At 69.9% G+C, this 23,079-nt stretch carries 16 protein-coding genes and 1 pseudogene; 6 read left to right on the top strand and 11 right to left on the bottom strand.

Translation table 11 applies throughout. From position 1 onward, the window contains the following. Nucleotide 1: 1 nt before the first annotated feature. Both NQO67_RS07710 and NQO67_RS07705 read right to left on the bottom strand, forming a co-directional pair. Nucleotides 2-904, bottom strand: a complete 903-nt coding sequence (locus NQO67_RS07710; protein ID WP_255948347.1) for a carbohydrate ABC transporter permease — start codon at nt 902-904, stop codon at nt 2-4. After that, entirely contained in the window at nt 901-2,220 is a 1,320-nt protein-coding gene (locus tag NQO67_RS07705; protein WP_374118931.1) for an extracellular solute-binding protein, read from the bottom strand. Before NQO67_RS07705 ends, NQO67_RS07710 begins: the two co-directional genes overlap by 4 nt. A gap of 366 nt (nt 2,221-2,586) precedes the next feature. Here NQO67_RS07705 and NQO67_RS07700 point away from each other — a divergent pair, with 366 nt between their 5' ends. Further along, nucleotides 2,587-3,594 carry a LacI family DNA-binding transcriptional regulator gene (locus tag NQO67_RS07700; protein WP_255948345.1) on the top strand — a complete coding sequence of 336 codons (1,008 nt, stop codon included), beginning with the start codon at nt 2,587-2,589 and terminating at the stop codon, nt 3,592-3,594. A gap of 514 nt (nt 3,595-4,108) precedes the next feature. Here the strand turns inward: NQO67_RS07700 and NQO67_RS07695 are convergent. The 3 genes and pseudogenes from NQO67_RS07695 to NQO67_RS07685 form a co-directional block, all read right to left on the bottom strand. Beyond that, entirely contained in the window at nt 4,109-4,627 is a 519-nt protein-coding gene (locus NQO67_RS07695) for an MSCRAMM family protein (protein ID WP_255948486.1), read from the bottom strand. 165 nt (nt 4,628-4,792) lie between these two features. Beyond that, a pseudogene (locus tag NQO67_RS07690) lies at nt 4,793-6,991 on the bottom strand (MMPL family transporter); the annotation flags it as partial. Nucleotides 6,992-7,128: 137 nt separating this feature from the next. Beyond that, nucleotides 7,129-7,719, bottom strand: a complete 591-nt coding sequence (locus tag NQO67_RS07685; protein WP_255948344.1) for a TetR/AcrR family transcriptional regulator — start codon at nt 7,717-7,719, stop codon at nt 7,129-7,131. 260 nt (nt 7,720-7,979) lie between these two features. Here NQO67_RS07685 and NQO67_RS07680 point away from each other — a divergent pair, with 260 nt between their 5' ends. Further along, entirely contained in the window at nt 7,980-8,600 is a 621-nt protein-coding gene (locus tag NQO67_RS07680; protein ID WP_255948342.1) for an L-threonylcarbamoyladenylate synthase, read from the top strand. A gap of 20 nt (nt 8,601-8,620) precedes the next feature. On the opposite strand, the gene NQO67_RS07675 is transcribed toward NQO67_RS07680, so the two are convergent. Further along, complete coding sequence (locus NQO67_RS07675) at nt 8,621-10,663, bottom strand: phosphocholine-specific phospholipase C (protein WP_255948340.1); 2,043 nt, start codon at nt 10,661-10,663, stop codon at nt 8,621-8,623. A gap of 420 nt (nt 10,664-11,083) precedes the next feature. On the opposite strand from NQO67_RS07675, the gene NQO67_RS07670 reads away from it, so the two are divergent. Next, nucleotides 11,084-11,920 (top strand): PIG-L family deacetylase, encoded by an 837-nt coding sequence (locus NQO67_RS07670; RefSeq protein ID WP_255948338.1) that lies wholly within the window; start codon nt 11,084-11,086, stop codon nt 11,918-11,920. 19 nt (nt 11,921-11,939) lie between these two features. On the opposite strand, the gene NQO67_RS07665 is transcribed toward NQO67_RS07670, so the two are convergent. Then, a complete protein-coding gene (locus tag NQO67_RS07665) occupies nt 11,940-12,689 on the bottom strand; it encodes an enoyl-CoA hydratase-related protein (RefSeq protein ID WP_255948336.1) in 750 nt (249 codons plus the stop codon). Nucleotides 12,690-12,852: 163 nt separating this feature from the next. Between NQO67_RS07665 and NQO67_RS07660 the strand changes: the two genes are divergently transcribed. The 3 genes from NQO67_RS07660 to NQO67_RS07650 all read left to right on the top strand — a co-directional run bounded on the left by NQO67_RS07660 (nt 12,853) and on the right by NQO67_RS07650 (nt 17,930). Further along, the gene (locus tag NQO67_RS07660) at nt 12,853-14,460 is read left to right on the top strand and encodes an acyl-CoA synthetase (RefSeq protein ID WP_255948334.1); all 1,608 of its coding nucleotides are present in this window, start codon (nt 12,853-12,855) and stop codon (nt 14,458-14,460) included. Then, on the top strand, nt 14,457-16,025 hold the full coding sequence (locus tag NQO67_RS07655; protein WP_255948332.1) for an HAL/PAL/TAL family ammonia-lyase: 1,569 nt from the start codon (nt 14,457-14,459) through the stop codon (nt 16,023-16,025). The genes NQO67_RS07660 and NQO67_RS07655 overlap by 4 nt, the downstream gene beginning before the upstream one ends. Nucleotides 16,026-16,937: 912 nt before the next feature. Beyond that, nucleotides 16,938-17,930, top strand: a complete 993-nt coding sequence (locus NQO67_RS07650; protein ID WP_308295627.1) for an AraC-like ligand-binding domain-containing protein — start codon at nt 16,938-16,940, stop codon at nt 17,928-17,930. A 95-nt stretch (nt 17,931-18,025) separates the two neighbouring features. Here the strand turns inward: NQO67_RS07650 and NQO67_RS07645 are convergent, their stop codons facing one another. The 4 genes from NQO67_RS07645 to NQO67_RS07630 are packed head-to-tail and all read right to left on the bottom strand — an operon-like array spanning nt 18,026 to nt 23,071. Further along, nucleotides 18,026-19,051 carry a ketoacyl-ACP synthase III family protein gene (locus tag NQO67_RS07645; protein ID WP_255948330.1) on the bottom strand — a complete coding sequence of 342 codons (1,026 nt, stop codon included), beginning with the start codon at nt 19,049-19,051 and terminating at the stop codon, nt 18,026-18,028. Between the two features lie 16 nt (nt 19,052-19,067). Continuing rightward, nucleotides 19,068-19,781: a thioesterase II family protein gene (locus tag NQO67_RS07640; protein ID WP_255948328.1), complete on the bottom strand. Its 714-nt coding sequence runs from the start codon at nt 19,779-19,781 to the stop codon at nt 19,068-19,070. Between the two features lie 12 nt (nt 19,782-19,793). Further along, nucleotides 19,794-22,310 carry an ABC transporter permease gene (locus NQO67_RS07635; RefSeq protein WP_255948326.1) on the bottom strand — a complete coding sequence of 839 codons (2,517 nt, stop codon included), beginning with the start codon at nt 22,308-22,310 and terminating at the stop codon, nt 19,794-19,796. Next, nucleotides 22,310-23,071, bottom strand: a complete 762-nt coding sequence (locus NQO67_RS07630; RefSeq protein ID WP_255948324.1) for an ABC transporter ATP-binding protein — start codon at nt 23,069-23,071, stop codon at nt 22,310-22,312. Before NQO67_RS07630 ends, NQO67_RS07635 begins: the two co-directional genes overlap by 1 nt. Between the last annotated feature and the right edge of the window lie 8 nt (nt 23,072-23,079).

Genomic DNA, 23,079 nt, shown 5'->3' with positions numbered 1-23,079 from the left:
GTCAGGCCCCCTCGAGTTGGCTCTCACCGGCGTCCCGGCCGCCGAGCCGGCGCAGCAGCAGGGCGAGGGCGAGGCCCACCAGGACCAGGATGACCGCGATGGCGCTGGCCGGTCCCATCAGGCTGGCCTGGAATCCCCGTTTGTACATGTCCAGCGCGAGGACTCGGGTGGCGTCTCCGGGGCCGCCCTGGGTCAGGACCCAGATGAGGTCGAAGAAGGTCAGCGACCCGACCACCATCAGCGTGGACGAGGTGATGATGGTGTATTTCAGCTGGGGCAGCGTGACGCTGAAGAACTGCCGGATCCGCCCGGCGCCGTCCAACTGCGCGGCCTCGTACAGGGACTGCGGAATCTGCTGGACGCCACCCTGGTAGATCAGTGAGTGGAACGGGATGAACTGCCAGGAGACGACGAAGATGACGACGCCGAAGGCGAGCCCGGGCCGCCCCAGCCAGTCCTGGCTGAGCGCCCCGATCCCCAGCCCGGTACCGAGCCCGAAATTGGGGTCCAGCAGGGCCTTGTACACGACCGCGATCGCCGCGGCGCTGAGCAGCAGCGGGACGAAGTACACCACGCCCAGCACCGCACGGTAGCGCTGGCGGCCGGCCAGGAACGTGCCGAGCAGAACGCTCAGCGGAGTCTGCACCGCCCAGGACACGGCCATCACCAGGAACGTCACCCAGATGGCGTGCGGCAGCCCGGGGTTGGTGAGGACCGCACGCCAACTGGTCAGCCCCGACGGGTGGATGGCGCCGATCCCGTCCCATGTGGTGAAGCTCAGCGCGAAGACACCGACGAGCGGGATGACGGCGAAGCCTACGAAGACCACCAGCGCCGGCACGGCCAGCCACGGCAGGATGCTGCGGGGTTCGCGACGTGGCGGATGGTCGGTGAGTGAACTCATTTGCCGATGACCGCATTGAGGTTGGTGGCGAACTGCTGCGGCGAGATGGACAGCTGGAACAGCTTGGCGATGTTGTCCAGCAGCGTCTCGGCGGCCGTCGGGCTGAGTGCCTGGTCCCAGGACTGACCGAACGACTTGGCCTTGCTGGCGACGTCGTAGGTGAACTTCAGGAAGTCCGCGTCCTTGGAGGCGGCCAGCAGCTTCTCCGTGCCCAGCCGGATCGGGACCCCTCCGGTGCCGATCCAGTCCTTCACCTCGGCGTCCGCCAGCACGCCGGTCGCGAGGAAGTCCTTGGCGATCTTCTTCTCCTCGGCACTGGCCTTGGAGGAGATGGACAGGTACTGGCCGGGGTTGCCGACGGTGTCGCTCGGATCGCCCTTGCCGCCCTCGACGGGCGGGAAGGTCATGAAACCAAGACCGCCGCTGGAGACGAAGTCCCCACCGGCCGACTGCTGGATGCCGTACGACCAGGCGCCGTGCAGCATCATCGCGGCCTTGCCGGTGTAGAGCAGCGCCTGGTCGGCGTTGGAGTCCGCGGTGATCGAGGAGAAGCCCTTGATGAACCCGTGGGCCTTGACCAGTTCCTGGACCTTGGTCAGCGCGTTGATGGCTGCCGGGTTGGACCAGGCGTTCTTCTCGCCGTCGAAGACGGCCTGGAACACCTCGGGACCGCCGATGCGGTCGAACAGGAACTCCAGCCACATCATGTTGGTCCACCGGGACTGGCCACCGAGGGCGAACGGCGCTATGCCCTTCGCGTTGAACTTCGGCACCAGCGCCATGATGTCGCCCCACGACTCCGGCGGTTTCACACCTACCTTGTCGAAGACCTTCTTGTTGTAGTAGAGGACGATCGGCTGCACGGTCTCGCACGGCATCGCGTAGATCTTGCCGTCGACGGTCGCAGCGCCGAACGAGGACGGGAACAGCCGCTTCTTGACCGCGGCGTGCTCGTCGAACCACGAGGTGAGGTCCTCGACCTGGCCCGCCTCCACATAGGTGCGCAGCGTGCCGCCGCCCCAGCCCCAGATGATGGTGGGCGCCTGACCGGCGCCGAGGGCGGTCTTGATCTTCGTCTTGTACGCGTCGTTCTGGAAGGCGGTGCCCTTGATCTGTTCCTTGGGGTGGGCCTTGTTGAACCGCTCCACCGCCCTGGCCCTGACGCCTTCCTGGGGCTGGCTGGCCAGGTACCAGTACGTGGCTCCACTGCCGCCACCGCCGCCCTTGCCGGGACCGGACGTGCCGCAGCCCGCGAGGGCCGCGGAAAGAGGCACACCGGCGGCCAGGCCGAGGAGGGTACGTCGAGAGAGGGGGATCTCCATGTTCGTTCTCCGCACTCGAGAGCCGCCGGCTTCTCGTGAGTCGTTATGAAAACTTTTCGAAATCCAGCCTTGTGTTCAGCTTGTGAATGCAAGTTAGATTTCGCGCCCATGACTGTCAAGGTGTGTGCACGCACGTTGTCGGAGAAACAGTCAGCTGCGTAGTATCAGGCTGGCACGACTCTCGAGTAGCCCCGGCTGAGCTTGAAAACGTTTCGAAACATTGCCCGGATCGGGGCGATGCCCCTGGCCGAGAGTGTGCGCGTGGCGCCTTGAGGGATGCGTTCGCGGAGCCCGAACGCTCCGCTGGGGCAGGCCCGGAGCGGCTCCCCACACCAGTGGACGTACAGCTGGAAGGAACCGATGCCACCGAACGCCAGGCGCACCACTTTGGCGACGATCGCCCGAGCGGCGGGGGTCTCCGTCGCCACCGTGTCCAAAGTGGTCAACGACCGCGGTGGCGTGGCACCGCGGACCCGCGCCAGGGTGCAGGAACTGCTGCATCAGCACGACTACCTCGCGCCCGTGTTCCGCCACACCGAGGCCGCGCAGAGCCCGACCATCGAGGTGCAGTTCAGGGGGGACCTCAAGTCGTACGTGGCCGAGGCCCTGGAAGGCATCATCGACTCCGCCGCCGAGCTGGGGGCCTCGGTGGTGATCGGCAGGGCCTCCCGTGCCCCGCACTGGACCCGGGACCTGGTCTCGGCCGGACGCCGCGCCCTCATCGCGATCACCGGCGTGTACACCGCCGCGCACCTGGACGAGCTGGCCCGGGCCGGGCTGCCGCTGGTCGTGCTGGACCCGCTGCACCTGCCGGACAGCCGGGTCAACAGCGTCGGGGCGACCAACTTCGCCGGCGGCCTGGCCGCGACCCGGCACCTGCTCTCCCTCGGTCACCGCCGCGTCGCCTATCTCGGCGGACCGACCATGGCCGTGTGCAACCAGGCACGCGTGCACGGCTACCGCGCCGCCATGGAGGCAGAAGGAGCGCCGGTACCCGATGCGTACGTCCAGCCCGGAGACTTCACGTACGGGGCCGGCCTGCTCGGCGCCGCGGCGCTGCTGGACCTGGAAGCGCCACCGACGGCGATCTTCGCGGGCAACGACGAGATCGCCCTCGGCGTCGTCGAAACCGCCCGCGCCCGGGGCCTGCGCGTCCCCGAAGACCTGAGCGTGGTCGGCTTCGACGACACGAACCTCGCCCGGATGGCCTCACCACCACTGACCACCGTGCGCCAGCCACTACGGGAGATGGGCGGTGCCGCCCTGCGTACCGCCCTGCGCGTGGCCAACGGCGAGAAACTCGAGTCCCACCACATCGAACTCGCCACCGAACTCGTGGTACGCGCCTCGACGGCGCCGCCCCGGTAGAGGCGTCGGTACGTCCGTTACAGCACGGCCGAAGAGGGCCCTGCCGTGATGGACCGGTCCGTCCTGCCGCTCGCCGGGGAGGCCCATTGCCACGAGCTCTTCTCGATCGCACCGATCGCCTGCGTGCAGAAGGTGCCGGCCTCGGCGTGCGCTCGGGCCGCCGAGAACGACTCACCGGGCGCCCCACGAGCACCGGCGTTTCTACCGGGGCACGTGCAGGGCATGCACCGGGGCATGTACCGGGGCACGTGCCGGGGACGACCAGACGGCCCGGCGGCAGCTCCGCTCGTGCTGCCGCCGGACCCTCTCTCCTGCGCCTGTCCCGTCCCCACGGGCGGCGCACCCAGGCCCGCCCTACCCTGGGGGTTACTTCCCAGGTGCCCTTGTCGAAGGCACCGAGGGGAGGACCCGGCGACCGTGTGTCCGCAGGTGCGCGGACGGACCAGTCGTCGAACGGCCTGACGGAGTACTGGTCGGATGGAGTACTCGTCGGGCAGGCGGCTTGTCGGACGGACTACCCGTCCGAGTGGTGCAGGCGGATGTCGAAGCCCGCCGTGGCGCCCTCGACCTGTAGCGCGCTCGCGACCGGCGGGTAGCCGCTGGCGATGATCGAGTACTCACCGGCGACCAGATCGGTGAAGGCGTAGGCGCCGTCCTCGCCGGTGGTGGCGGTGGCGATCACACGGCCTGCCGTGTCCAGCAGCGTGACCCGCGCGTCCGGCAGCGGCCGGCCGCCGATGTCCGCGCCCGCACGCACGGTGCCCCCAACCGAGGCGTCCGCCGGGCCGTTCGCCCCGCCGAGCACGATGTCGTGGTGCGGTGCCTCGTCGCCCACGGCGATCATGGACGCGTACGGTTGGTGCCCCTCGGCCGCCGCGATCACCAAGTAGCTGCCGGGCCCGGGGGCGTCCACCGCGTACAAGCCGTCGGCGTGCGCCACGCAGCGGCCCAGCTGCTGTCCGTCCGGCGAGATCAGCGTCACCGCGGCGCCTGCCACGGCCGCACCGCCCGGAGTGCGGACGGTGCCGCGCACACCCCAGCCGTCCGGCAGGTACAGCTCCCGATCGGAACCGGCTGCCGCGGCCACCCCCGCGGCCACGGGCCCGCGTGGATCCACGGTCACGGGCACGGTCTCACCACCGGCCGGGAAGCCCGGCCCGACCGGCTCGGGAAGGGGAGCCTTCCGGGTGTCGTGGGTGTCGTGGGAGTCGTGGGTGGCGCGCAGCCCCTCGCCCTCGACGTCGACGTTCGGTAGGGCTCGGCCGAGCCACCTGGGCAGCCACCAGGCGGCCTTGCCGAGCAGCGTCAGGACCGCGGGGACGATGGCCATCCGCACGATGAAGGCGTCGAAGAAGACGGCGATGGCGAGACCGAAGCCGATCATCTTGACCATCGACTCGCTGGAGCCGATGAAGCCCGAGAACACCGCGATCATGATGACGGCGGCGGCCGTGACCACCCGGGCCCCGTGCCGGAATCCGGTGACGATCGCCTCCCGGGGCTGCTCCCCGTGCACATACGCCTCTCGCATACGCGTCACCAGGAAGACCTCGTAGTCCATCGCCAGGCCGAAGACGACGCCCACCATGAAGATCGGCATCATCGACATCACGGGACCGGTCTGCTCGACGCCCATCAGATCGGCGAGCCAGCCCCACTGGAAGACCGCGACGACGGCGCCGAGCGCGGCGAGCACGGAGAGCAGGAAGCCGAGCGCGGCCTTGAGCGGCACCAGGATCGAACGGAACACGACGATCAGCAGCAGGAACGCCAGGCCGACGACCAGCCCGAGATACGGCAGCAGCGCGTCGTTGAGCCGCTGCGAGACATCGATGTTCATCGCGGTGGAGCCGGTGACCAGCACCTTCGCATCGGTGTCCGCCTCGATGCCGCCGCCCGCTGCACGGATGGCGTGCACGAGATCCTCGGTCTCGGCCGAGGACGGCTTGGAGTCCGGGACCACGGTGATCATCGCGGTGTCGCCGGCCTTGTTGAAGGTCGCGGGGGCCACCGCGGCCACGTCGTCGAGGCCCTTGACGGTGCGGGTGACGTCCTTGACAGCGGACTTCGGGGCGTTGCTGGACCCGGCGTCGACGACGACCATCAGCGGCCCGTTGAAGCCGGGCCCGAATCCCTCGGAGAGCAGGTCGTAGGCCTTGCGCTGGGTGGTGCTGGTCGGCTGCGAACCGTCGTCGGGCAGTCCGAGCTCGAGCGAGGTGGCCGGAACCGCGGCCGCGCCCAGGCCCACGACGCCGAGCAGCAGCACGGCGAGGGGACGGCGGACGACGAAGCGCGCCCAGCGGGTTCCCATGTTCGGCTTTTGCGACGCGTGCCCCGCCGGGCCCTCGGCGTCCTTGCGTCCACCGCCCAGCAGCCTGCTCTTCTGGCCGGCGGGCTGCACCTTCCTGCCCACGTATCCCAGCAGCGCGGGAATCAGGGTGAGCGCGATGAGGACCGCGACGACGACGGTGCCGGCGGCGGCAACGCCCATCTTGGTGAGCATCGGGATGTTGACCACGGCCAGGCCCACCAGCGCGATCACGACGGTGAGGCCGGCGAAGACCACCGCGGAACCCGCCGTGCCGACGGCCCGTCCCGCCGCCTCCTCGCGTTCCCGGCCCTCGGCGAGCTCGGCGCGGTAGCGGGAGACGATGAAGAGGGCGTAGTCGATGCCGACCGCGAGGCCGATCATCATCGCCAGGGTGGAGGTGGTGGAGCCCAGTTCGAGGGTGTTCGCGAGCGCCGTGATCGTGGATATGCCGATACCGACGCCGATCAGTGCGGTGAGCAGCGGCAGCCCTGCGGCGATCAGCGATCCGAAGGTGATCACCAGTACGACCGCGGCGACGCCTATGCCGATGACCTCGGTGGCGCCCGTCTCGGGAACCGCCTGGAGCGCGTCACCGCCGATCTCGACGGTCAGTCCCGACTCCCGCGCCTGCTGCGCGGTGTCCTTGAGCGCGTCTCGCGAGGAGTCCTCCAGCTCCATGCCGGAGACCTTGTACGACACCTGCGCGTAGGCGGTCGTGCGGTCCTTGCTGACGGCCTTGCCCTGGTAGGGATCGGCCACGGAGGCGACCTCGGAGCCGGTGCCGAGCTCCTTGACGGTCTCCTTGACGACGGCCTTGTTGCCGGCGGAGGTGATCTTGTCGCCGTCGGGCGCCTTGAAGACGACACGCGCGGTGGCTCCGTCGGCGCTGGCGCCGGGGAAACGATTCTCCAGGAGGTCGAAGGCCTTCTGGGCCTCGGTGCCCGGGATGGAGAAGGAGGTGGAGCCCGCCGCTGGCGCCTGTGCGGCGCCCACGCCCGCGAGGGTCAGCAGCGCGACCCAGATCAGGGTGACCAGGTGCCGCCGCCGGAAGGCGAACCGGCCGAGTCTGGAGAGGAATGTGGCCACGAGGAACTGCTCCTGGGTCAGGTCATGGAGTCTTGAAGGGCAGGGGTCATCGACCCGGCGACGATGGGGCCCTCCCGCGCCTCGAGGGCGGCGGGGGAGCCGGGGCGTGTGCAGCAGGGGGTGCGGGACCCCGGGTGTCAGGCGCGGAGCGCGGGGAGGACCACGGCGTCCATGTACGAGGTGAGAAAGGCCTGCGTCGGCGGCTGGTCGTCGATCAGCCCCCGGACGACGAGGGCGCCGACCAGCATGTGCGGGACGTACTCCACCGCGGGATTGTCCGGGCGGATCTCGCCCCGCGCCACGGCCCGCTGGAGCATGCGCTCGAAGCCGGTCATCTCCGGCTCGAACAGCAGCTCGCGAAGGGCACGCAGGAGATCGGCGTTCTCGTGCACCGCCATGGCCAGGCCGCGCATCAGCGAGGTGTCCTGCTCCATCCGGCAGTCGTCCTCACGTGTCGCCAACTCGTGGAGGTCGCCCCGCAGGGTGCCGGTGTCGATCTCGCCGATGTTCACCGGCTTCTGGTGCCTGAGTGCCTTGACGACCAGCTCCGCCTTGCTCCCCCACTGGCGGTAGAGGGTGGCCTTGCTGGATCGGGTGCGGGATGCCACGGCGTCCATCGTCAGGGCGTCGTAGCCGACCTCGCGGAGCAGGTCGAGCACGGCCGCGTAGAGCTCGGCCTCGCGCTCGGGCGTGATCCGGCTGCGGCGCACCGGCGTGGCTTCGGCCATGCTCATCCACTCCCACTTCGCATCCCACTCCGAACGAAACGGTTTCGTACAGTCAAGAGCCTAAGCCCCGCGCACTATCGAAACGAAACGGTTTCGTACGTGTCTCGCGTCACATCGAACGCGATCCCGCAAACGGGTCGTCACCGGGTGGTGGCGCGTAGGTCCCGGACGCCGGCACCGGGCGCACCATCGGATTCCGCAGGACCCACCGGCGCTCCGGGCCCGCGGAGCGCGCTGCCGGCATCCCATAGGCTCGGCGGATGGCGAAGTATTTCGATGTGCACCCCGAGAACCCCCAGCGGCGGACCCTCAGCACGGTGGTCGACCGATTGCACTCCGGCGATCTCGTCGTCTATCCGACGGACTCGTGCTTCGCGCTGGGCACCCGGCTCGGCAGCCGTGACGGGATCGACCGGATCCGGGCGATCCGCAACCTCGACGACCGTCACCACTTCACCCTGGTGTGCCAGAACTTCGCGCAACTGGGGCAGTTCGTGCACGTGGACAACGATGTGTTCCGCGCCATCAAGGCGGCGACGCCCGGCCGTTACACCTTCATCCTGACCGCGACGAAGGAGGTACCGCGCCGGCTGCTGCACCCGAAGAAGAAGACGGTCGGGGTCCGGATCCCCGACCATGTCGTGGCGCAGGCCCTGCTCGCCGAACTCGGTGAGCCGCTGCTCTCCAGCACGCTGCTGCTGCCCGGCGAGGACGAGCCGCTGACCCAGGGCTGGGAGATCAAGGAGCGGCTCGACCACGTGGTGGACGCCGTGCTCGACTCGGGTGACTGCGGTACCGAACCGACCACGGTCATCGACTTCTCCGGCGGCGAGGCGGAGATCGTACGTCGAGGGGCCGGCGACCCGGCCCGGTTCGAGTGACGAGGGCTGGCCGGGGCCGGTCAGGACCTGCCGAGCGCCGGGTCCGTGGTGCTGATCCGCCCCGTCTCCACGTGCCCCGCGAGCCGCCGTACGAAGCCGCCGCCGTCGGCCGACGTCACCGTCAGGTCGTACCAGCCGTCGGTGGTCGGCACCGTGTGGACGGTGCGTCTGCCGGCGGCCACCCGGAGACGGGCCGCCCGCACACCGCCGTGGCCTTGGTCGACGGTGAGTTCCACGGCCCGGCCGGCGTCGTTGGTGAGTACCAGCTCCACCTGCGTGCCCTGCGCCCTGTGTCGTACGTGCACCTCGGGGCCCGCCTCGGTGGCGACCCCGGTGAACTGCCGCCAGAAGCCGTTCGGCCCGTGTACCGAAACGTCGTACGTGCCGTCCCGAGGGTCCGCCGCGAAGGTGCCGGAGAGCTGTCCACCGGCCGCAACGGTGTACGTGCGCGGTGCGTCGGGCTCCGCCGCCGATGTGACGTGGAAGGCCGCACCGGCGGCACCGCGGCTCGCGAAGTCCACCCGTAGCGCACCGGGCCCGGACACGGTGGCGTCGGCGGCCAGATCGTAGGGGAGCGGCAGGGCGGGGCGGGTGCCGGATTCCTGGCGTGGCAGTGCGGGGTCAGCGGGCGGGGTGGGCACGTAGTCGTCGTGCCGGTCGTGGTCCGCAGGCCGGTAGCCGCTGGTGTCCGGCAGTGCGGGCACCGCGGTGTCGCTGCCCGCGAAGTCGAACGCCGACGTCAGGTCGCCGCACACCGCCCGCCGCCAGGGCGAGATGTTCGGCTCGGCCACCCCGAAGCGCTGCTCGATGAAGCGGATGACCGAGGTGTGGTCGAAGACCTGCGAGCAGACCCGGCCGCCGGTGCTCCACGGCGACACCACCAGCATCGGTACCCGCGGCCCGAGGCCGTAGGGCAGCGGCGCCTCCGTGCCGTACAGCTCCCCGGTGACGTCCACGCCGGAGGCGCCCTGCGCGGACGACGACGGCGGGTGGGGCGGCACGACGTGGTCGAAGAAACCGTCGTTCTCGTCGTAGGTGATCAGCAGCGCCGTCCGGGACCACACGTCGGGGTCGGCGGTGAGCGCGTCGAGGACCTGGGCGATGTACCAGGCACCGTAGTTCGCGGGCCAGTTGGGGTGCTCGCTGAAGGCTTCGGGCGCCGCGATCCAGGAGACCTGCGGCAGCCTTCCGGCCTGTACGTCCGCCTTCAGCACGTCGAAGAGGCCGTCGCCGTTCTTCGCGTCGGTGCCGGTGCGGGCCCTGTCGTAGAGCGGGGTGCCGGGGGCCGCGGTGCGGTACTGGTCGAAGTAGAGCAGGGAGTTGTCTCCGTAGTTGCCCCGGTAGGCGTCGTCGATCCAGCCCCAGCTGCCGGCGGCGTCGAGGCCGTCGCCCACGTCCTGGTAGATCTTCCAGGAGACGCCGGCCTGTTCGAGGCGTTCGGGGTACGTGGTCCAGGAGTAGCCGGCTTCGTCGTTGCCGAGCACCGGGCCGCCGCCCTTGCCGTCGTTGCCGGTGTAGCCGGTCCACAGGTAGTAGCGGTTCGGGTCGGTGGAACCCATGAGCGAGCAGTGGTAGGCGTCGCAGACGGTGAACGCGTCGGCCAGCGCGTGGTGGAACGGTATGTCGTCGCGCGTCAGGTACGCCATCGTGGTGGCGGTCTTCGCGGGCACCCACCGGTCGTAGCAGCCCTGGTTCCAGGCCGCGTGCGTATCGCTCCAGCCGTGCGCCAGATCCTGGATGAACTTCAGGCCGAGGTCGTCGGCCGCGGGGCGGAACGGCAGGACGTCCTTGGCGCCGTCCGGCTGGTACCACACCGGCTTGCCGCCGGGCAGCGTCACGGGGTGCGGGTCGCCGAACCCGCGTACTCCGCGCAGCGTGCCGAAGTAGTGGTCGAAGGAGCGGTTCTCCTGCGTCAGCACGACGATGTGCTCCACGTCCTGCAACGACCCGGCGCGGCGGTGGGCCGGGATGCCCGCGGCGCGGGCGATGCTGGTCGTGAGGGCGGACGCACTGGTGGTGGCGCCGGCAAGCTGGAGGAAGCGTCTGCGGTTCAGTGGAGTCATGGGATCCGTTTCTCCGGGCGCGAGGGGGCGCGGCTGGGGGTACCTCCCACGCCCTTCAGGCAGTGGGGGAGTGCGTGCGTGCCCATCCCGTCACGCCACCGGAAACGTGCCATGACTCCGAGGCTAACCGCCCGGAAAACAAATACACCGGAAGGATTCGATCTGGTCAGCCGTCCCCGGTGGATGACGTTCGGGTCGCGGAGGATCGCCGCAGGTCGGAGTCTGTGCGGCCGGGGAGCGCGGCACGGGGTCCCGATCCGCGTACCGGCGTGCAAGAGAGCGCGCCGGAGAGTTCCCTCGCAGGGTGGGAACAGCCGTACGGGCGGGATTGTTGCACCGGACCGCCGCCATGCGAGTGCAGCACAGGAAGGCCCGAAGGCGGACTCGGACCGAGGCCTTTTCACACAGGAGGACTGTTTCATGAACGACTGGCCCTTGACGCTCATGGCGGTGCACGCCCATCCCGACGATGAGGCCACCGGAACCGGAGGCGTCCTCGCGCGCTACGCGGCGGAGGGCATCCGCACGGTCCTCGTGACGTGTACCGACGGCGGTTGCGGTGACGGGCCGGGAGGCGTCAAGCCGGGCGATCCCGGGCACGATCCGGCGGCCGTCGCCTTGATGCGGCGTCAGGAACTCCAGGCGAGCTGTGACGTCCTGAAGATCAGCCATCTGGAGACGCTGGACTACGCCGACTCCGGGATGATGGGCTGGCCGACCAACGACGCCCCCGAATCCTTCTGGCAGACCCCCGTGCAGGAGGGTGCTGCCCGGCTCGCCGAACTCCTGCGGCGCTACCGACCCGATGTGGTCGTGACCTACGACGAGAACGGCTTCTACGGCCACCCCGACCACATCCAGGCCAACCGCATCACCATGGCGGCGCTGGCGATGACCGAGGAGCTGACACCGAAGGTGTACTGGACGACGGCGCCCCGCTCGATGATGCAGCGGTTCGGGGAGACCATGCGCGAGTTCGGTGCGGACGGGCCGGAGCCGGATCCCGCCGAGGCCGCCGCGGTGGCCGAGATCGGACTCCCCGACGAGGAGATCACCACCTGGGTGGACACCAGCGCGTTCGGCGGCCAGAAGTTCGATGCGCTCGCCGCGCACGCAAGCCAGGGCGAGAACATCTTCTTCCTCAAGATGGGCCAGCAGAGGTTCACCGAGTTGATGGGCGTCGAGACCTTCGTTCGGGTCCAGGACACCACCGGAGCGGCCGTGCCCGAGAACGACCTCTTCGCCGGGCTGCGCTGATCCGCCGGAGAGGCGGGGATCAGCGTCCGGTGAAGCGCGCTGGGCGTCGTTCCAGGAAGGCGGCCACGCCCTCGACGGCGTCGCCCGTGGCGCGGGCGCGGGCGCTGGCCTGCGCGGTGGTCTTCCAGCCGGTGGTGTTGGCCTCGGCGTAGGCGGCCTCGACCGCGGCCAGGGACTCCTCGACGGCGACGGGTGCGTGTGCGGCGACCTCCTCGGCGAGTTCGACGGCCGCGGCCAGGGCGCTGCCGGGTTCGGTGAGCTGGTTGACCAGGCCGAGCTGGTGGGCCCGTACGGCGGACAGCGGGCGGCCGGTGAGGAGGAGCTCGCGGGCGATGTTCAGCGGCAGGGCGCGCGGCCCGCGGAACAGGCCCCCGCACTCGGCCACGAGGCCGAGCCCGACTTCGGGGAAGGCGAACCTCGCCGTGGTGGAGGCCACGATCATCGTCGCGCTGAGGGCGATCTCGAAGCCACCGCCCGCGGCCACGCCTTCGACCGCGGCGATCAGCGGCTTGCGCAGTTCACGGCCGGCAACGCCGTAGGGGCCGCCGCGCTCGGTCGGGGCGCCGGCCCAGGACTTGACGTCGGTGCCGGCGGAGAAGAAGTGCGGTCCGCCGGTGAGTACGGCAGCGCGCAGCGCGGCGTCATCCTCGAACTCGTTGAGCGCGCGGTCCAGGGCCTGGGTGGTCGGGCCGTCGAAGGCGTTGCGCTTGTCCGGGCGGTCGATGGTGACGACGGCGATCGGGCCGCGGCGTTCCAGGCGGACGGTCATGGGGAAAGCCTCTCTGCCGATCGGCCGGCGCGTTCGGCCGGGTGGCCGAGCGCCGGCCTGTCCGGGCGACGGTCTGGGTGAAGAGCACGCTGCCATGAGTGGGGCGCGGGCGCCCGGTGTCCGGAGATAGGGGACGTATAGACGGCGCGGTGATCCTGCTGGTGTGAATCAGTCCTGGATCAGTCCCGCGGTGGCGATCCATCGACGGGCGCGTACATCCGGTGGGGATCCCGCCCTCCACTACGAGGACGGGACGCTCACCTTCGCGGAGATCAGCCATCGCGTTCGGCAGCTGGCCACGATCCTCGCCGCGGGTGGCCTCCGGCGCGGAGACCGGGTTGCGTACCTCGGCCTGAACAGCCCGCTCTTCCTGGAAACGCTGCTGGCCGCGGCCCACCTCGGGGCCGTGTTCGTGCCGCTGAACTTCCGTCTCGCGGCCGACGAGGTGGCCTATCTGCTGGCCGACGCCGGCTGTCACAGCCTGGTCGTCGAGCCGGGCCACCGCGAGCTGGTCGAAGGCATCGTGCGGTCGGATCCGGGCTCGATTCCGGTGCGGCGGTGCTACCTGGACGGCAAGGCCCCGGGGTCGTCGCGCGAGATGTGGCGGAGCCTCACCGGGGACACCGCGGACGGCACCGCTCCCGAGGCGGTGGAGCCGGACGACGCTGACATCGCGATGCTGATGTACACCTCCGGAACCACCGGCCGGCCCAAGGGGGTGATCCTCACCTACGGGAACCTCTGGTGGAACCAGGCGAACGTGCACGCCGCGGTCGACATCCGGCCCAGGGAGGCCACCCTGGCGGTCGCTCCGCTGTTCCACATCGGCGGTCTCAACGCCTTCACCCTCGGCGTGCTCGTCCGGGGTGGTGCCGTCGTCCTGCACCGCCGGTTCGACCCGCAGACCTGCCTGCGGGACGTGGCGCGCCACCGCGTCGCGAGCATGTTCATGGTGCCCATCATGTACGCGGCGCTGCTGCGCTGCGAGGAGTTCGCGACCACCGACCTGTCCTCGCTGCGCGCGGCGGTCGTCGCGGGCGCCCCCGTGCCGCCTGCGCTGGTCACCGAGTACGCCGGGCGGGGCGTCGCCCTTCAGCAGGCCTGGGGGCTGACCGAGACGGCGCCCTTCGCCACGCACCTGCCGCCGGAGCTGGTCCGTACCCATCCGGCCTCGGCCGGGTTCGCCATGCCCTACTCCGAAGTCCGGGTGGTGCACCCGGAGACCGGCAGCCCCCTCACCCTGCCGGATGCGCAGGGCGAACTGTGCGTGCGCGGCCCGAACGTCACCCCTGGGTACTGGAACGACCCCGAGGCCACCCGCGCGGCCTTCGACGCCGACGGCTGGTTCCACACCGGCGACCTCGGCCACCTCGACGAGCGCGGGCTCTGCTTCGTCGTCGACCGCATCAAGGACCTGATCATCAGCGGTGGCGAGAACATCTCGCCCGCGGAGATCGAGCGCGTCCTGGCCGAGCTGCCCCACGTGCGCGACGTGGCCGTGGTCGGCCTGCCGCACTCGGAGTGGGGGGAGACACCGGTCGCGGTGCTGTGCCCGGGCGAAGGCACGGCGCCCACGCTCGACGAGGTCAGGGACTTCGCCGCCAAGGCTCTGGCGCGCTTCAAGTGGCCGAGCCGACTCCTGTGCCTGGAGGCGCTGCCCCGCAACGCTGCCGGAAAGATCGACCGAGCCGCCGTGCGTGCATTGGCGGCAGCAGCTTTCGGTCCTGCGGCTCGGTGTGAACCGTTCACAGCAGAAAGTAGGACCCAATGACAAGTTTGTTCATCGACGGTCACACCTTGACTCTCGCGGACATCGTCAGGGTGGCCAACCACCCCGGCCGGCTCGGCCTGGGGCTCGCCGAGGAGGCGGCCCGCCGGATGCGCCTGTCGGAGGAGCTGAAGACCAAGCTCATCGAGACGCGTATCCCCATCTACGGGGTCACCTCCGGCTTCGGCGACAGCAACACGCGTCAGATCGGTCCGGCCAAGGTCGAGGCGTTGCAACGCAACCTCATCCGCTTCCTGGGGTGCGGTATCGGCGAGTACGCCAAGCCCGCCGTCATCCGGGCCACGATGCTGGTACGGGCGAACTGCCTGGCCCGCGGGCACTCCGGCGTGCGCCCCGAGATCGTCGTGAACCTGCTCGCCTGCCTGGAGAACGACATCCTGCCGCTGATACCCGAACAGGGTTCCGTGGGGGCCAGCGGCGACCTGGTTCCGCTCAGCTACCTCGCGACCCTGCTCACGGGTGAGGGCACCGTGCTGCACCGGGGCGAGGAGCGCTCCGCGGCGGACGCACTGGCCGAGGCGGGCATCGAGCCGCTCGTGCTCAGCGCGAAGGAGGGCCTCGGACTGGTCAACGGCACGTCGTTCATGTCCGGTTACGCCGTCCTCGCGTTGCACGACGCCGCCGAGGTGGCCTACGCCGCCGACGTGTGTACGGCCATGGCCTCGGCGGTCCTCATGGGCAACCCCGGCCACTTCGCGAACTTCCTGTTCGAACAGAAGCCGCACGACGGCGTGATCACCAGCGCCCAGCTGATCCGACAGCTGCTCGGCGGCGCCGACACCCGGGGACCGCAGGCCGCCGCCCTGTCCCAGGACGGCTTCCGCGAGCTGGACGACCCGATCCAGGACCGCTACTCGATCCGCTGCGCACCGCATGTGGTCGGCGTACTGCGCGACACCATCGAGTGGGCGGAGCGGTGGCTCACCGTGGAGGTCAACTCCTCCAACGACAACCCCCTGTTCGACGTCGCGGAGAGCGCGGTGCGCAACGGCGGCAACTTCTACGGGGGCCACGTCGGCCAGGCCATGGACGCGCTCAAGACCGCCGTGGCGAGCGTCGCCGACCTGCTGGACCGCCAGCTCGAACTGGTGGTGGACGAGAAGTTCAACAACGGTCTGACGCCGAACCTCATTCCGGTGTTCGCCGCCGACGACCGGGAGGCGGGGCTGCACCACGGCTTCAAGGGCATGCAGATCGCGGCATCGTCGCTGGTCGCCGAGGCGCTCAAGGACACCATGCCGGCCACGTCCTTCTCGCGCTCCACCGAGGCGCACAACCAGGACAAGGTGAGCATGGGAACCATAGCGGCGCGTGACGCCCGCACCGTGATCGAGCTCACCCAACAGGTCGTCGCCATCCATCTCCTCGCGCTCGCGCAGGCGGCCGACCTGCGGGGTGAGAAGGTCGTGAACCCGGGTGTACGCGCGGCGCGTGGGGCGGTGCGCGAGGTCGCCCCGTTCCTCGACCGCGACCGGCCGATGCGGCAGGACGTGGCAAGGGTGGTGGACCTGGTGGCCTCCGGCACCTTGCGGAAGGCCCTGGCCTGAGGCATCGCGCCGACCGCGCCCCGCGGACCTGGACGGACTCCGGCGGTCTCGTCCAGGTCCGCGGGGCGCGGTCGGTGGGCCGGATGTGCGTGCTCCGCCAGCTGACGGAGCACCACCAGGTGCAAGGGCGCGCCAGGTATCCGCACGCGGCAGTCGCGGCCTTGTTCCGGAAATGCCCGCGGGCACGTACGGATTTTTATAAGCGGGTGTTCACATTCCAGATCGCATTCGCGAAGCGGATCGGCTTCGAATCTCCACGGCGCCGGAGAATAAGGCTTGAAATCGGCTCGCAAGCCCAGCCGCAGCTTCGTGAACGCCCGGGAAATCCACCCCGGGCGTCCTTGCTTACTCCGGGAAACCTCCCGCGCTCACGTCCGGCACCGAGGACGGCGCGGATGAACTCGAGCGCCCTGACTTCCCAATTCCAGTTCTGACGGGTCGAGTGGTATTCGGCCCGGTGTCCACCTGAAGCGGGTGGCCGGGTCCGTCACCATTGTCGACGGTCCGGATGTCAGGGATGTCTGAGGCGCCGTCCCCTGCGCGCGCCGGCGCGGCGCGGCGCGGCCGGTTCTCTCGTTCGGCCCTGCCCTCCCGGTTTCTCCGTGGTCGCGGAGACGGCCCGTCGGGACGCCTCGGTGCCGCTTCTTTCAGCCACTCGTAGGGAGAATCGGGCGCGCGTGACGCCCTCGGTCGGCGGCGGCTGCCGGCATCTCGTCCACCCTGCGCAGCCGGCGTCGTGCCACCTGTGGCCACATTCGGGGCGACCGGGAAAGGGCCAGCAGGACTCGGCGGTACTTACAAAATCCACGCATCTTGTCGACCAGATACTTGCCAAATAATATTCTCAACGCGTCGCGCTGCCGCATCGGTGACGCCGGCCAAAGAAGAGGACAGCATAAGAAATGGGTGACGATGGAGTCGAGAACTTCGGTAGAGGTCTATACCACTGCTGATTCGGAACCCTCACGTCGCACAGCGTTATGGCGTGAGCACATGATGAAGTTATGCGGCCCGCTCGATATCGCCGTGGAATCCGAGTTCAACCAGGGCACCCTCGTGATCGGCCGGTTGGGTGAGATGCAGGTGTCACTGATCACCGCCGACGCACACGCCGTCCGAAAGACACAACAGGATCTCGGCCAGAGCCACGTCTTCATCATGGCACCGTTCTGCGGCAGCGTGCGGATCGGTCAGGACGACCATGACGTGACCGTGGGCCGCGGGGCGGTGGCGTCCGTTGACAGTTCCCGCCCCTACACGGTGCACAGTCAGGGCCCCATGAAGCTGGCCGTGGTCCGCTTTCCGCACCGTGTGATGGACCTGACCACCCAGGACACCGGCCCGCTGACGGCGGCACCCTGGTCCGCAACGCGTGGGGTGAGCGCGGTCGCCAGCGCCGTGATCACCGAGCTTGCCAGCCAACTCACCGAGCTCTCGATGGCCGAACTCGTCACCCTGGGCGCCACCCTGGACGGTGTGATCCGCTCGTTGCTCGCCGAGCGCTTGGGCCCGCCGGGCGGTTCCCATTCGAGCGCGCGAGGGGAGTTGCTGCGCCAGATCAAGAACTATGCGCGAGAGCACCTCGCCAACCCCGACGTCTCGCCGCGGACGCTGGCAGCCGAACACAACATCTCGCTGCGTTACCTGCAACAACTCTTTGCCGAGCAGGGGGAGACACCGGCCCGCTGGCTGCGCAACGAACGTCTGGAACGATGCCGGGCCGCACTGAGCAATCCGCGCCTGGACCATCTGACCGTGGCCGCGATCGGTGCGAACTGGGGATTGGGCGACGGCTCACAGATGGGCCGGCTGTTCCGCCAGGCCTACGGTGTCGTGCCGAGCGAACTGCGCCGGCGCGGCGGGCGTTCGCTGCGGCCTGACCGGACGTCGTCACGATGTGCCTGACTTCCCGGATCACGCAGGCTGGCCACGGGGCTCCTCCCTCCTCCCGCTACGCGTGTTGTGCGGGCGGCCGGGCTTCGCCCATGTCGAGCCGGCCGTCAGTCGTCCGGCTCCGTGACCTCGAGCAGGGCGCTGCTCCAGGCGAATCCGGCGCCGATCCCCAGCATGAGTACCCGCTGCCCGGGCTTGAGTTCGCCGCTCTCGCGCAGATGGTCGAGGGCGGCGAACTGGTCACCCGGACCCAGGTGGCCGGTCTGGCGGGCGAAGTCCCAGGTCGTACGGTCGATGTCGCGCAGCCCCAGAGGAAGGAGACACTGGAGAGTGGTCATGGTGCGGCCGAAGTGCGGCACGATCATGTGCTCGATCTCGTCCAGGGTGACCCCGGTCTCGGCGAGGACCTGGCGGACGACCTGGCGCGGTCCCGCCGAGAGCCGTTGGGTGAGTTCCTCCCTGACCATTCCTCCCTGCTGGAATTCGCGCGCTCGCTCACGCAGGTCGATCGGGAACTTCTTGTCCGGGTCGAAGGGGCCTATCGGCGCGTGGCCACGGTGCATCGCCTCCAGCGAGGGGTCGCTCGTGGTCGCGGTGCTCCGCAGCCGCACGAAGCCGGTGTGCGGGGAGAGCACTGCGGCGGCGCAGCCGTCCCCGAACAGGAAGCGCTCGGCCCGCCACCGGTCGAAGTACGGCATCGGGAAGATGTCGCCCGCCGTGATGACGGCGGCCTTCGCGCCCTGCCTGGTCAGGAACGAGGCGGCGAGTTCGAGGGCCGCCATCCCCCCGTTGGAGCCGCCGCGGACCTCGGCCGCGAAGCCACCGGTCATACCGAGTTCGCGCTGGACGTACGCGGCGGCGTTCCAACCGTCGACACCGGCGCCGAAGGTGCCGGCACACAGCAACAGGTCGATGTCCGCGGGGTCCATGCCGGCGCGGGACAACGCCAGCTCTGCGGCGCGCGACCAGAGCACGGCCACGTTCTCCCCCGGATCGGCCACCGCCACGGACAGGAAGTCCTGGCGCTCGGCGTCTTCCGGGTCGTACGCCCCCGCGCTCACCGCCTCCTGAACGTCGACGGCCTTGCCCAGGCAGGACGCCACCGCCGTGATGTAGAGATCATCCCAGATCATCCCGTCCCCCAGTCTCTCAGCCCGTGCCCGACAACGGTTCCAGCCGCCGAGTGAACAGTGCGACGAGCTCGTCCCCCGCCTCCTCGAAGTAGTGGTGACCGCCGGGGAGCGTCCGGATCTCGAAGTCGCCCGTCGTGCGTTCGGCCCAGACCTCGGCGTCCGCGGCCGTGCTGCTCTGGTCGGACTCCCCGACGAGCACCGTGACGGGGCACTCGAGCGGCGCGCCCGCGGCGATCCGGTGCGCATCGAGGATCTGGAGGTCATGCCGGATCGTCGGCAGCGCCAGGCGCCTGATCTCGGGGTGGTCGAGCAGCGCGGCGCCGGAGCCGCCGAGCTGCTGGACACTGGCCACCAGCCGTTCCTCGGTGGAGAAGTCCAGCGGAGCACGGCCGGTGACCGGCGCCGAGAGGAACAGGTGCACCGGCTTCACCCGTCGCGCGACCTCGAAGGCGACCGTGGCCCCCATGCTGTGCCCGAAAAGCGCCAGCGGCCGGTCGACGGGCAGCGCCGCCGCCACCTCGTCCACCAGGCTCGGAAGGTCGGGGACGAGGGGCTCGCTCAGCCGGTCCTGTCGCCCCGGGTACTGCACGCAGAGCAACTCGATCCGGGACGGCAACGTCTCGCCCCAGCCGCGGAACGCGGTCGCCACCCCGCCCGCGTGCGGCAGGCAGGCAAGTCGCACTGCCGCCTGCGGGCGCGGGTGGTACCTACGCAGATAGTCGTTGTCCACCACTGTCTTCCGTCACTGTCGTCCGTTGATGTCCTCGGCGGGGTTGCGCCGCATCACGAACCGGGCTGGAACCACCGTTCCCACCATGCCCAGCGCGATGGCGCCGACCAGCACGAGGAGGTAGGAGCCGGGGACTATGCCCGGTGAGGCGGAGCCGACCATGCCGACACTGAAGCCGCTCAGGGTCAACCAGGCCGCACCTGTGCCGAGCACCGTGGCGACCACGAGCATCAGCGCCACCTCCCAGCGCAGCGTGCGCAGCACCTGCCGCCGGGTGCTCCCCACCAGGCGCATCAGCGCGATCTCGCGGGATCGGCCACCGGTCGCCATGGCCAGGGTGTTGATGATGGCGATCGCGGTGAACGCGATGATCAGCCCCATGAACATCATGTTGGCGTCGTTGTTGGTCTTCTCCTGGTCCGCCTGGAGCTGGTCGAAGGCGGAACCGCTTGCCACGGCGAGCCCGGGGAAACGCTTGAGCCGGGTGCCCAGCCGGTCCGCCGTCGAGGTGTCCTTGACCAGCAAAGCGCTGGCCAACGGATTGTCCACGTGGCCGTCGACGTCGTCGAAGTCGAACAGTATGTCGCCGAACCCGAGGCTCCGACCGTAGGTCGCGACCAGTCGGAAGCTGGCCTTGGTGCCGTCCCCGAGCGTGAGCTGAACGCGGTCGCCGATGTCTCGTCCGTCCGCGGCGCCCTCGCTCATCGCGATCGTGCCGTGACCGAAGTGGGCGAGCGAACCGGACTTCACATCGGGATCCAGGGTCTTCTGCAACCCGGCGGAGCTGACGCCGAGACTCTGGCGCTTGTCCTGGCCGACCCAGACCCTGGTCTGGAGGAGTTGGGTGACGGTGCTGACGCCCGGTGCCGCGCTGAGCTCCCGGGCTGCCGCGGCCGGCACCCCGGGCCCGTCGGCGGTCACCACGTGGTCGGCCTTGATCCCGGCATCGCTCTGGGCCTGCGCGGCCTGGCTGATCGTGCTGGGCACGAACAGGATCGTCGTGGTCATTCCGATCAGCAGCGCCAGGGGCGTGACCACCGAGGAGAACCGGCGGCTGTTCGCGTGCGAGTTGCGGGAGGCGAGGAAGCCGCCGACCGGGAAGGCCCGCAGCGGCCCGCGGAGCAACGCCACCGCGGCACGGGAGAGGTAGGGGCCGAGCAGCGAGACCGCGATCATCCACAGCAGGATGCTGAGGTAGGTGACCGGCATCGAGGCCGCCTCGGTGTGCAGCGCCGCGAGCACCACCGTGATGATCACGGCGACGCCGGTGAAGACCAGCCCGGCCAGCACCCGGCCGGCACCCACGCTCCGGCGTTCGACGGCGGACTCGGCCAGCGCCCCCATCGGGGAGATGCGCGCGATCCGGCGGCCGGTCACCCGGGCCGCCACCCAGGCGGCGAGCACGGTCGCGAAGGCGCCCCCGAGAACGGGCAGGGGCCCGCGGGTCATCTTCAGCGCGTCCGGCAGGGCACCGAGCGAGACGAACTCATGGTGGATGAAGGACGAGAGCGGCAGGCCGACCAGCGCGCCGGGGATCGCGGCGACCACACCCAGCAGCAGCGCCTCGCGGCCGATCATGCGACGGATCTGCCGGGGCTTCGCGCCGATGGCACGGAGCATGGCCAGCTCTCGGTAGCGCTGCTGGATGGAGAGGGCGAAGGTGCCGACCACCACCAGGACCGCGACGATCAGCGCGGTGCCGCCGATGGCCCCGCTCATGCTGATCAGCTTGGTTCGGGCGGCGGACGCGTCGGGATACTCGATCTTGCCGCGGTCGTCATCCGCGAAGACCTGTGCGGTGGTGCCTGAGAGGGCGGCCTCGACCTTCGCGGGGCTCACCCCTGACACGCCGTAGGCCGCGACCTTGCCGGCGTGTCCGGCGAGCGTCCGGGCCTCCTTCGCATCGAAGAACAGGGCGGACTCATGGTTCACCGCGCTCTTCGGCTGCACGACGCCGGCCACGCGAAAGGTCTGCGGCGAGCCGGTGGACTGGATGACCGTGCGGTCACCGGCCTTGAGCCCGCTCGCGGCGGCGAGATCGGTGTCGATCACCACGTCGTCGTCCCGGCGCGGCTCGGTGCCGGACACCAGCGTGTACGGGGTCAGCGCGGCCGAAGCCCAGCCGTGTCCCTTGGAGGGCTTGCCCTCCGGGCCCGGCAGCACCGAGCCGCTGGGGGAGACGAGGTTCGCGGTGAAGGTCAGGTCCTCGACCACCTTCGCGCCGGGCAGTGCCGAGAGCCGGTCACCGACCGACGTCGGCAGCCAGGCGTGCGCGCTCAGCGGGTCGGACTTGGTCTTCTTCTTCGTCTTGCCCTTCTTGTGCTTGACCTTGGTCCACGAGATCTCCTGCTTCGCGCCGACCATGACGGACGTGCCCGCGTACCGCTCGACAGGGACCTTGCCGTGGATGCCGCTCTCCAGCAGCACCCCGCACGCGCAGACGATGGCGGCGGCGCAGAAGAGGGCGAGCAGGCTGCCGACGGCCGAGCCTTTGCGCTTGCGGAGCGTGGCGAGCGCGAGTCGGAACATCAGGCCCACGCTCCCAGGTGCGTCATCCGGTCGGCGATCTGGTCGGCGGTGAAGCCCGTACCGGTGTCCACGATGCTTCCGTCGGCGAGGAAGAGCACGGCGTCGGCGTACGAGGCGGCCACCGGGTCGTGCGTGACCATGACGATCGTCTGCCCGGCGGTGTCCACGGTGTGCCGCAGCAGTTTCAGGATCTCCCGGGCGGTGACGGTGTCGAGGGCGCCGGTGGGCTCGTCGGCGAAGATCACGTCCGGCTGGGTGATCAGCGCGCGTGCGATGGCCACGCGCTGCTGCTGTCCGCCGGACAGCTGTGAGGGCAGGTGCTTGGCCCGGTCGGTGAGCCCGACCCTGGCCAGCGTGTCGGCCAGGTGGGCCCGGTTGGTGCGGCGCCCGGCCAGCCGCAGCGGCAGGGTGACGTTCTGCTGCACGGTCAACGCGGCCAGCAGGTTGAAGGACTGGAACACGAAGCCGATCCGGTCCCGGCGCAGCTCGGTGAGCTGGCTCTCGGACAGGGTGGATAAGTCGGACGACATCGAGCCGAGGAAGATCCGGCCCGAGGTGGGCCGGTCGAGACCGGCTGCGCAGTGCAGGAAGGTGCTCTTGCCGGAGCCCGAAGGACCCATGATCGCGGTGAACGTGCCTCGTGGCATCGCGACCGAGACGTCGTTCAGCGCGGTGACCAGACCATTGCCTTTGCCATAGGCCTTCGTCACCGACTCCAACCGGACGGCCACCTCTGTGGAGACCGGGTTTCTGCGCACCATGTACCCTT

Source organism: Streptomyces odontomachi, from assembly GCF_024435355.1.
In the GTDB taxonomy this organism is placed as follows: Bacteria; Actinomycetota; Actinomycetes; order Streptomycetales; family Streptomycetaceae; genus Streptomyces; species Streptomyces odontomachi.
The sequence above is the reverse complement of the archived record's forward strand: the minus strand, read 5'-3'. Positions and strand labels throughout refer to the sequence as shown.